The organism is Novipirellula sp., from assembly GCF_041583735.1.
Taxonomy (GTDB): domain Bacteria; phylum Planctomycetota; class Planctomycetia; order Pirellulales; family Pirellulaceae; genus Novipirellula.
In genome coordinates this window covers 1-10,537 of record NZ_JBFHFD010000275.1, presented here as the reverse complement: position 1 = coordinate 10,537, position 10,537 = coordinate 1, and the positions used below count along the sequence as shown (strand labels likewise).

Below are 10,537 nucleotides of genomic sequence, written 5' to 3'. Positions count from 1 at the left end.
GTGCGGCGCAAGCCGCCCGGTTGCAGCGAGTTAGACGTTCGAAATTTACCGGGCGGCTCGCGCCGCACCGCCAAAGAACTTCTCCCTCATTTTTCGCGGTGTTGTTCCCTAGCTCACTCCCACAGGTTTCGTTGACGATGAAACGACTGCTTTCTTATTTATCGCTCGCTCTGTTCAGCGTGATCCCGTCACTGGGCATCCCGTCTCGGAGCCAGGCCGCAGATCGCCCCAACATCGTGATGGCGTTTGCCGATGATTGGGGGTGTCACGCCAGTGCGTATGGCAAGCTGAACCCGGGCGGCTTGGATGATCTCGTAGCGACACCTCATTTTGATTCGGTGGCCGAGCAGGGAGTGTTGTTCACTCGCGCGTTTGTCAGTGCGCCATCGTGTACGCCGTGTCGCAGTTCGTTGTTATCAGGCCAACATTTTTGGCGATGTGGTTCGGCGTCGATCCTGCAGGGTGCCGAGTGGGATTTCGAGATCCCCTCGTACCCGCTGCTGTTGGAATCGGCCGGTTACCGGATCGGTCACACGTACAAAGTCTGGAGCCCCGGAACGCCGGCCGATGCGCCGCATGGAGGTGCCGCTCGCGGATTCAATCGTGCGGGCCGCAAGTTCAATGGTTTTTCGCAAAATGCGATGAAGGGGAACGATCCAGAGGCTCGAAAAGCCGAGTTGTTGGACGAAGTTCGCGGCAATTTACTCTCGTTCCTCGATCAAAATGGGGACCAGAGCGTCGATGGCGAAAAGCCGTTTTGCTACTTCTTTGGCCCCACCAACTGTCATCGCAAATGGGTTGCTGGAAGCGGCAAGAAACTGTGGGGGATTAACCCCGACGACTTTGCCGGCAAGATCCCGCCGTACCTGCCCGATGTTCCGCTCGTTCGCGAAGACTTTGCCGACTACTTTGGCGAGATACAAGCGTTTGACGCGGGGTTGGGCGTGATCATCGATGAACTGAAGCGGTTGGGCGTTTACGACAACACGATCCTGGTGGTCAGCGGGGATCATGGTTTCCCCGGTGTCACGCGAGGCAAGTGCAATTTATACGATTTTGGCACCCACGTTCCGCTGGCGATTCGCTGGCCCGCTGGGATGAAAAAGCAAGGCCGCGTGGTCGATGATTTTGTCTCGCTGCCCGATCTGGCTCCAACGTTTTTAGAGGCCGCAGGCGTTTCGATTCCCGAGACGATGACCGCGAAATCGTTGATCCCGGTGCTCACCAGTAGCAAGTCAGGCAGCGTCGATGCAAATCGCGACGTCGTCTTTACCGGACGTGAACGGCACGTTGCCGCGGCACAGCCTGATTTTACGCCGTATCCGCAACGGGCGATTCGCACCGATCAACATTTGTTGATCATTAACTTTGCGCCCCAGCGATGGCCGATGGGATCGGGGCCGGGTTACGGCGAACCTGTTACACCGATGCCAAACTTTGCCGCATCGCGAGAAAACACGATGGTCGGTTTTCGAGATATGGATGGCAGTCCCACCAAAGCTTGGATTGTGACGCATCGTGATTCGGATCCCCGATCGTTTGATTTTGCCTTCGCTCGGCGTCCACGTGTTGAACTGTACGATGTTCAGAAAGATCCGCACTGCATGAAGAATCTCGTCGACGATCCCGCCTCGCAATCGGTCCGCAGTCAGCTCGAGTCGCGGTTGATGTCCGAGCTAAAACGGACAGGCGATCCACGGGTGTCCGATAACGTGATTTTCGAGTCCGCGGAATTCACCAAGCCATACGTAAAGAACAAAAAGAAATAGCCAGTCGACACGCGGTGTTCGAAATTGATCGGGCACTCTTGGTTTCACCAGCCCTCACCGGCCGCATTGCTGCACATGCCCTACCGGAGGGGTGGTGTAGCTGGAATTACCCGGTGCCTTACGGCGCACAGCTCACCACTGTGATGGGCATCTTGATTGACACCCGCCGCTCGCACGGCGGATGAGGACGTCGATGAGATCCGCTCTGCTTGTCCGCACGTCGGGATCTGCTAGTCGATACCAGGTGACGCGTGGGTGGCTAGGGTAAGTTGTCCGTTGTGGCAATTTGTCCCCCTTCTTATACTGCCTTGCGAACTGCGAATTCTAACCATCACGCGATCGTCCTATGTCTGATACCCCGAACATTACCCCGATCTCTGAAGCCTCGGCTCCCTTTTTTTGGGGCATCGATATCGGTGGCACCTCGATCAAGATTGGTTTGGTTGACGACGAGGGGCACACATTGGCTTTCGAGCGACTGCCAACTCGAGAATCCGAAGGCCCCACTGCGGCAACGCAGCGAATTGCGGCGGTCATTCAAGACATCGAGGGCCAACTTGGCATCTCGGACAAAGTGCGTCGAGTTGGATTGGGGGCTCCCGGACCGATGGATCTTTCCACCGGCTACCTTGTCGCGCCGCCTCAGCTACCGAGTTGGTGGGACTTTCCGATCCGCGATTCGATCGCAAAGATGCTCGAGCGGCCTGTTTCGTTCTTGAACGACGCCAATGCGGCTGCCTACGGCGAATTTTGGCTTGGCAGTGGGCGAAACGACCAATCGATGCTGCTTTTGACGCTCGGTACCGGGGTCGGAGGCGGGATTATTATCGAGGGTGAATTGGTCAATGGCACGAACAGTTTCGGCAGCGAATGCGGGCACATCATCGTCGATCCGTCTCCCACTGCACAGTTATGTGTGTGGGGCGGGGGACGCGGTCAACTGGAAGCTTATGCGTCGGCCAGTGCGGTGGTCCAGCGGACTCGGCAACGGTTGACCGACGGGGCCAAGAGTTCGCTCAGCGGACTGCTCGGCGGCGGCGACAGCGAATTGACCGCCAAACGTGTTTACGAAGCTGCCAAAGACGGGGATTTGCTGGCGCTGGAAATTGTCGATGAAACCGCTCGCTGGTTGGGTATCGGGTTAACGACCTTGATCCACACCCTTGATCCTGGCTCTGTGGTGCTCGGGGGCGCCATGAACTTTGGCGGGGCAAATTGCTGTATCGGCAAACGGTTTTTGTCCAAAATCTCAGAGGAATTCCGTGTTCGCACCTTCGAGAATGTGTTCGAGGGAACGACAATTACGTACGCCACGCTTGGCGGCGACGCCGGATATCTGGGAGTCGCTGGTTACGCCCGACGTCAATTCAACAAAGATCACGGCGTCAAAAAATAGGCTTCGTTAAGCCGATTTCTCGAGTCTTTCTCGTTCAAACCCGTTTAGTACCTCGGCCGAGAACGGCCAAAGAACCAATATGTCAGCCCACATCCGTAACTTTTGCATTATCGCCCACATTGACCACGGCAAGAGCACGTTGGCCGATCGATTGCTCGAACACACCGGCACCGTGACGCTGCGTGAAATGAAATCGCAGCTGCTTGATGACTTGGCGCTCGAGCGTCAACGTGGGATCACGATCAAGGCGCGTGCTGTCACGATGCGATTCAAACGCGGCGGCAAAGATTACGAATTGAACTTGATCGATACTCCCGGTCACGTCGACTTTCACTACGAAGTCTCGCGGTCGTTGGCGTGTTGCGAAGGCGTGCTGTTGTTGGTCGATGCTTTTCAAGGGGTCGAGGCGCAAACGGTGGCCAACGCTTACGCCGCGATGGAGCACGATTTGAAGATCATTCCCGTGATCAACAAGATTGACCTGATGCACGCTCGGCCCGACGAAGTGGCCGAAGAAATGATGAACTCGTTGGGCACCGATCCAGACGAATGTGTTCGCGTCAGTGCAAAGACTGGGGTTGGCGTCGATGAATTACTCGACGCGATCATCGAGCAAATTCCGGCACCGACCGGTAGTCCCGAGGCTCCGCTACAAGCGATGGTCTTCGATTCCAGCTATGACGATTTTCGTGGTGCGATCACCTATATCCGCGTGATGAACGGCACGGTTCGCAAAGGACAAAAAATTCGATTTCTGCGTGCCGGTTCGACTCACGATGTGATCGAGCTGGGACGCTTTGCACCGGCACGTGAATCGTGTGAGGAATTAAAAGCCGGTCAGGTAGGGTATCTGATTTGTAATATCAAAAGTCTCGGCGACGTGCATATCGGCGATACCGTTGGGCCGCCGGGTAAAGAATTGGTCGAACCACTGCCTGGGTATTCGCGGCCAAAACGGATGGTTTATTGCGGATTGTTCCCCAGCGATGGTCAAGATTTTACCGAGCTGCGTGATGCACTCGAACGGCTCTCGATCAATGATCCAAGCTTCGAATTTGAACCGGAAACCAGTGAAGCCCTTGGGTTCGGGTTCCGCTGTGGCTTCCTGGGGCTGCTGCACATGGAAATTGTTCAGCAGCGGTTGGAGAACGAATCGGATGTCGATCTGGTGCAAACCGCACCGAACGTCACGTATGAAGTCGTCAACAAGCGGGGTGAAACGCTGACGATCCATAAACCGCAAGATGTGCCCGATCCTGGTGACATCGAAGAATTTCGCCAACCGATCGTTCGCTGCAGCGTGATTGTGCCGAATGATTTCATCGGCGCGGTCATGAAGCTTTGCCAAGAACGCCGCGGGATCCAAAAGTCGCAAGAGTACCTTGGTGCCCAGCGCGCGATGTTGACTTACGATATCCCGCTTGCCGAAGTCGTTTACGATTTGCATGACAAAATTAAAAGCTGTACCAAAGGCTACGGCACGCTCGATTACGAGATGGTCGGCTACGAGCCTGCGGATCTTTGCCGGATGGACATCATGGTCAACGGCAACCGGGTCGACGCACTTAGCGTCGTGTGTCACCGCGCTGACGCGGATCGTCGCGGTCGAGCGGTGGCCAAGAAATTGAAAGCTGAAATCGAACGCCACATGTTCGAAGTCGCGGTGCAAGCGGCAATTGGAAGCCGCGTGATCGCTCGCGAGACCGTTCCTGCGATGCGAAAAAACGTAACGGCGAAATGTTACGGCGGTGATATTACGCGAAAACGTAAATTGCTGCAGAAGCAAAAAGAGGGCAAAAAACGGATGAAGGCGATTGGCAACGTCGAGATTAGCCAAAAAGCGTTCATGGCCGTGCTGAGTGATTCCGAAGGGGGCTAAATCCCCGGGGGGCATTTCCCTACGCTTCTAGCGGACGCTCACTCGCATTATCCTTAATGTTCAATTTTAGGTGCCGGCGGAGGCATCGCGTTCCAATTGGCAACGTTTCATCACGTTAGGACAGGTGTCCCATTCTCGGATGGGAACAAAGGCGGCCTGGATTCAACGCGATCAAGATTTCCCGTGCGCGGGGCGTTGTTACGGTGGTAAGCACTTCTAGAGGATAATTACGGTGAAGCAGACATTACTTATCGGGGTTTTTTTGGCGTTGCTGTCTTTCGCCGCCCAGCCTAGTTCGATCGCTGTGGCGCAAGACGATGACGCCGCGGTGGCCGCAGTTGTTGTTGCAGACCAGGCTGTTTCGGATAGTTCAGGATCGGTTTCCGGCAGCGTTCCGGTCGCGCTGGATGGACGAGCAGCCGATGCGGCCTCCGCAACCACGGCCGAGTTGGAAGAAAAAATCGCCGCCGCTGCTCTGGCCGGGCACAACGCTTGGATGTTGACCAGTTGTGCGTTGGTGTTATTTATGACCGCACCCGGTTTGGCCATGTTCTATGGTGGTCTGGTTCGCCGCAAAAATGTGCTCAGCGTTTTGATGCAGTGCATCTTTCTGATGGGCATGATGACCGTGCTGTGGGCTGTGGTCGGATACTCGTTATCCTTCGGCGGATCCGGTGCTTGGATCGGCAACTTTGACTATCTGTTCATGAACGGGGTGCAGCGATATTGGAGCGATGCAGTCGGAGGTCCGGTCACACCGATGTACAGCGATGATATTCAGATTCCGATGCTCACCCACATGCTGTTTCAAGGCATGTTCTTTATCATCACTCCGGCGCTGATCTGCGGTGCGTTCGCCGAGCGAATGAAGTTCAGCGCGATGGCGGTCTTCTCGGTGCTGTGGGGATTGCTAATTTATTGCCCACTGTGCCACTGGGTTTGGGACGGTGGCATCTTGGCGTATGGTTCCGAGCACGCGTTTGCGGGCGGAGCATTGGACTTTGCCGGAGGCACGGTGGTTCACATCAGTAGTGGGATTTCAGCATTGGTCGCCGCTATTTTGATCGGACCTCGCATGGGTTATCTGCGAGAACCGATCCAGCCCCACAATCTTACCTTCACCGCGCTGGGCGCAGCGATGCTGTGGGTCGGCTGGTTCGGTTTCAACGCAGGCAGCGAATTGTTGTCCGATGATTTGACCAGCAGTGCGTTTGCCGTCACTCACTTTTCCGCCGCTGCCGGTGCATTGGCGTGGGTGTTGACCGAATGGTGCATCTTGAAGAAACCGACCGTGCTGGGCGCGAGCAGCGGCGCGGTTGCTGGATTGGTTTGCATTACGCCCGCCGCAGGCTTTGTTCAGCCAATGCCCGCGCTGCTGATGGGGGCTCTGGCAGGAATCGTTTGCTACTTTGCTTGTAGCAAGCTGAAGCACGCGTTGCGATACGATGACGCGCTTGACGCGTTTGGAGTCCATGGTGTCGGCGGCACGCTCGGAGCATTACTGACTGGCATTTTCGCCACGCGAGCTTGTTGGAATATTGCCGGCGAAAGCAAGCTAGGACTGATCGAAAGTGGCGATCCTAGTTTGTTGATCGGCCAAATTGTTGCCATCTTGGTAACCTATGCGTTCGCAGGTATCGGCAGTCTGATCTTGCTGAAATTGATCGACGCCGTGATTGGACTTCGCGTTCACGCCGAGAGCGAGCAACGGGGGCTGGATATCACCGACCATGGCGAAGAAGGTTACACGTTCGCTTAGGTATCGCCAACGCGAAACATCAAACTCACTGCAGCCGTGATCGCCAAGATCGCGGCTGCGGTCGTTTGTGCGGTCGTGATCGAGGTGGCTTCGGCGAGTTGACCCCACAGAATCGATCCGGTAGTCATCGAAAACGCCATCGCCGTTAAGTAACATCCCATGCCGCGGGCTCGCATCCGAGCGGGAAGTGTCATCTGAGCCGTGGAATTCAGCGTCGTCAATGTCATCATCCACGTTGCACCCATCAACAAAGTGGCCGCGCACACCACAACGGTTCCCGTGTTATTGGCGAGCGTGGCCAAGCCGATTGCAAACCCCACCATCGCGATGGCAATTGTTTGGTCGGCGCCACGACGACGCTGGAAATGTGGCAGCGTCCAAGCGGCAAATACCGCTCCGATACCGACGCAGCCCACCAGGAAACCAAACCCGCTGGCGCCCCAACCGAGATGTTGTTTCGCCACCAATGGCAACAGCGACCACAACGCACTGCCGGGCAACACAAACAACACCACGCCGAGAATCGTGTGCCGCATTGCCACGGTTTTGGCCACATAGCGAAGGCCTTGATACATCGACAAACGAAACGATAGCCCGCGTGAGGATTCTCGGCGTACTCGTTTCCATGACAGTAAAACGGTCAACACTCCGGCAAACGACAATGCATTGATCGCAAACGCGGTCCACACACCGGCCATCGCGATCAAGATGCCGCCCAAAGCAGGGCCGACCGCACGCGCGAGATTGAAGCTGATGCTGCCCAACGCCACCGCGCGAGCGAGCTGGTTCTTAGGCACCAATTCCGGGATCGATGCTTGCCAAATCGGGACGTGCACGACCATGCCCAAGCCAATCACAAACGTGAACACCAGCAGCAACTTGGCCGTGATCATGTCGCTAAACGTTAGTGACGCCAACGTCGCGGTGCAGGCACAGAGGACAAATTGCGTGCCGATCAGCATTCGCCGCCGGTCGATGCGGTCGCCCAAAACGCCAACGGGAATAGCTAAGAAAATAATCGGGGCCGCCATCACGGTTCGCACGGCGGCGACCATTTCCGGCGAGGGGTCCAAACTGGCCATCAACCATCCCGCACCCACTTCGTGAATCCAGGTGCCAAGATTCGACGCCAACGATGCGAACCAAAACGCGCGATACAGCGGGTTTTGTAAGGGGGCCCAAGCCGACGAGGAGGTCAGAGTACGGGCGGCAAAAGTTCCGGCCAACAACTTGACCTTGTTCCGGCCGCGGTCATCTCGATCCATCAAGTAATTCCTCGACGCGGGGGGCCAGAGATGGTAGAAGTTCCCTCAAAAGACAGCAAAACGAAATTTACGAGCGAGTCCAATCGGGCTCGCCAATGCAGGATAACGAAAAAGTGAAGAAACAGGAACGAGCCGACCACGTCCGTCAGCGACTCAGTCAGTTGTACCCGAATCCCCCCATTCCGCTGGACCACACCGATGAGTTCACACTGTTGATCGCGGTCTTGCTGAGTGCGCAGTGCACCGACAAGAAGGTCAACGAAGTGACGCCCGAGTTGTTCGCTGCCGCTGGCACGCCTCAGGCCATGGTAGAGTTGGGGCAAGAAGAAATTTTGCGGTTGATTCGTCCGATCGGATTGTCGACCAATAAGTCCAAAAGCATCTATAAACTGTCGCAGTTGTTGCTCGAGCGGCATCAAGGCGAGGTGCCGCAAACGTTCGCCGAGCTCGAAGCACTACCTGGGGTGGGACATAAAACCGCCTCGGTCGTGATGGCGCAAGCGTTCGGGGTTCCCGCGTTCCCCGTTGATACCCACATCCATCGACTCGCTCAGCGATGGGGGCTCTCCAGCGGAAAGAATGTGGTCGATACTGAACGCGACTTAAAAAAGCTGTTTCCCGAATCGTCGTGGAATGACCTGCATCTGCAAATCATCTACTACGGCCGCGAGCATTGCACCGCTCGTAGTTGTGACGGCACCAAGTGCGGGTTGTGTGTCGAGTTGTATCCCAACCGCAAAAAAGCCGTCGTCTGGAACAAACCGTAGTAGCGGAAGTCGTCAAATCCCCGTAGCGAAAGTCGCCAAGACTTTCGGAACCTTCACGGACCTCGTCAAGACTTTCGCCGTACTCACTCCACCGTCGCTGCCGCGATTCCCGCCGCTCTTCCAGTGCTGAATGCGGCCTGGAAATTATAGCCGCCGATCCAACCATCGACGTCCAGCACTTCGCCCGCGATGTAGAGTCCCTTGACGACTCGGCTTTCCATCGTTCGCGGATTCACTTCTTTCAGGTTGACTCCGCCTGCGGTTACTTCGGCTTTGCTGAACCCGCGAGTCCCCGTGATCGGCAACGCCAATTGTTTGATACCGGTCACCGTCGCTCGGCGACCCGCCTTCGTCAATTCAGCAATCGTCGGGTCACCACACATTTCATTGGCCACGGCCGTGGCCAGCCGGCTTGGCACCCATTGGCTCAGTACATTGGAAAGTCGGCGGCGTCCGGCTCCGCCGGCGGTATCGCACAGTGTCGCTTCGATCGCTTCGGCCGGTACATCGGGAGCCATATCGAGTTGGACGCGAACACGAGCCAGTTTTTCAGTCAGCGTGACAATCCGGCTGACGTCCATCGCCGCAGGTCCCGAGAAACCAAAGTGGGTGAACAACCATGACGAACGCCGGCTCATAGACTGTTTTGACTTCTTCGCTTCCGAGGTTTGGTTTTCTGCCGTCACGATGCAGTCCTCCAGCGTGATCCCCGATAATGCCTTGGTCCACTCGAAGCCGCCGGTCAGCGGCACAAGTGCCGGGCGGGTGTCGACGATCGAATGCCCGAGTTGTTCGAGCCAGCCGTAGCCATCGCCCGTGGTCCCACAGCCAGGCCAACTTCGGCCTCCGGCGGTCACGATCACTCGATCCGCAGTATAGGTCTCGTCATCGGTTTCAATCTGCCATTGTGCGTCGCCGCGGGTCAGACGCTGGACCGATTGTTGGCGGATGATTTGCACACCGGACTCGACTGCTTGCCGCTGCAGTGCGTCGCGTACTTCGATCGCACGATCGCTTTGCGGGAATACTTTTCCGGTGCTTTCGACCTTGGTGGCGACCCCCAAATCGGCAAACATACGCACGACTTCCGATGGCGGAAACGCTCCGATCGTCGGCTGCAGAAAGCGAGACGCATGCCCAAACCCGGGCAAAATTCCGCGTGCGTCGGTGTCGTGAGTGACATTGCATCGAGTCCCCCCGGACATCAGGATTTTGACGCCCGTCTTGATGTTTTTTTCCAGCAGGATGACGTTGGCACCGCGTTTTGCCGCTTCTGCGGCCGCGACCATTCCAGCGGCTCCGGCACCGATGACGACGATTTGCATGAGGGATTCGTGTGAGCGAAAAATGGATGGGAGAGGGGCAACGAAGCCGCGTGCCTCGTCTGGCTTGTCGACCCGTCGGGCTTATCATAACCTTGCCTAAACATTCCTACGACGCCCACTCCTTCTTACTGCGTTTGTCATGCCTTCGTTTGATTATCTCGCTGACCGGCTTGCCGAACTGAGTTCGCAGCATCGACTGCGAACCCTGGCGGCTCGCCAACCTGAGGGCGTCACATTCGTGGATGCCTCGAATCGTCGGCTGATCAATTTCGGAAGCAACGACTATCTCGGCTTGGCGACATCCGGGTTGGCGACTGCGTCGCTTCCCCGCGAGAGTGGCAGCACCGCCAGTGCGTTGGTGTGTGGCTGGACCCCGC

7 protein-coding genes and 1 pseudogene are annotated in these 10,537 nt (G+C 56.6%); 6 read left to right on the top strand and 2 right to left on the bottom strand.

Annotated elements, in window-relative coordinates; translation table 11 throughout:
* The first annotated feature begins 137 nt into the window (after nucleotides 1-137).
* The 4 genes from ABX962_RS19415 to ABX962_RS19400 all read left to right on the top strand — a co-directional run bounded on the left by ABX962_RS19415 (nucleotide 138) and on the right by ABX962_RS19400 (nucleotide 6,803).
* A complete protein-coding gene (locus ABX962_RS19415; protein WP_372721683.1) occupies nucleotides 138-1,769 on the top strand; it encodes a sulfatase in 1,632 nt (543 codons plus the stop codon).
* Between the two features lie 346 nt (nucleotides 1,770-2,115).
* Complete coding sequence (locus ABX962_RS19410) at nucleotides 2,116-3,165, top strand: ROK family protein (RefSeq protein WP_372721682.1); 1,050 nt, start codon at nucleotides 2,116-2,118, stop codon at nucleotides 3,163-3,165.
* Nucleotides 3,166-3,244: 79 nt separating this feature from the next.
* Nucleotides 3,245-5,044: a translation elongation factor 4 gene (gene lepA, locus ABX962_RS19405; RefSeq protein ID WP_372721681.1), complete on the top strand. Its 1,800-nt coding sequence runs from the start codon at nucleotides 3,245-3,247 to the stop codon at nucleotides 5,042-5,044.
* A 232-nt stretch (nucleotides 5,045-5,276) separates the two neighbouring features.
* Complete coding sequence (locus ABX962_RS19400) at nucleotides 5,277-6,803, top strand: ammonium transporter (RefSeq protein ID WP_372721680.1); 1,527 nt, start codon at nucleotides 5,277-5,279, stop codon at nucleotides 6,801-6,803.
* Here ABX962_RS19400 and ABX962_RS19395 read toward each other — a convergent pair.
* Nucleotides 6,800-8,068, bottom strand: coding sequence for an MFS transporter (locus tag ABX962_RS19395; protein ID WP_372721679.1), 1,269 nt, complete (start codon nucleotides 8,066-8,068; stop codon nucleotides 6,800-6,802). The two genes, ABX962_RS19400 and ABX962_RS19395, sit on opposite strands and share 4 nt — an antisense overlap.
* 95 nt (nucleotides 8,069-8,163) lie before the next feature.
* On the opposite strand from ABX962_RS19395, the gene nth reads away from it, so the two are divergent.
* The gene (nth, locus tag ABX962_RS19390; RefSeq protein ID WP_372721678.1) at nucleotides 8,164-8,835 is read left to right on the top strand and encodes an endonuclease III; all 672 of its coding nucleotides are present in this window, start codon (nucleotides 8,164-8,166) and stop codon (nucleotides 8,833-8,835) included.
* An 83-nt stretch (nucleotides 8,836-8,918) separates the two neighbouring features.
* On the opposite strand, the gene ABX962_RS19385 is transcribed toward nth, so the two are convergent.
* Nucleotides 8,919-10,160: an NAD(P)/FAD-dependent oxidoreductase gene (locus tag ABX962_RS19385; protein WP_372721677.1), complete on the bottom strand. Its 1,242-nt coding sequence runs from the start codon at nucleotides 10,158-10,160 to the stop codon at nucleotides 8,919-8,921.
* A 139-nt stretch (nucleotides 10,161-10,299) separates the two neighbouring features.
* Here ABX962_RS19385 and ABX962_RS19380 point away from each other — a divergent pair.
* A pseudogene (locus ABX962_RS19380) lies at nucleotides 10,300-10,537 on the top strand (8-amino-7-oxononanoate synthase); the annotation flags it as partial.

What these genes read in the sequence shown, in the direction of transcription:
- ABX962_RS19415 (WP_372721683.1), top strand. Translation starts at nt 138, where the DNA reads ATGAAACGACTGCTTTCTTATTTATCGCTCGCTCTGTTCAGCGTGATC.
- ABX962_RS19410 (WP_372721682.1), top strand. Translation starts at nt 2,116, where the DNA reads ATGTCTGATACCCCGAACATTACCCCGATCTCTGAAGCCTCGGCTCCC.
- lepA (WP_372721681.1), top strand. Translation starts at nt 3,245, where the DNA reads ATGTCAGCCCACATCCGTAACTTTTGCATTATCGCCCACATTGACCAC.
- ABX962_RS19395 (WP_372721679.1), bottom strand. Translation starts at nt 8,068, where the DNA reads ATGGATCGAGATGACCGCGGCCGGAACAAGGTCAAGTTGTTGGCCGGA.
- nth (WP_372721678.1), top strand. Translation starts at nt 8,164, where the DNA reads ATGCAGGATAACGAAAAAGTGAAGAAACAGGAACGAGCCGACCACGTC.
- ABX962_RS19385 (WP_372721677.1), bottom strand. Translation starts at nt 10,160, where the DNA reads ATGCAAATCGTCGTCATCGGTGCCGGAGCCGCTGGAATGGTCGCGGCC.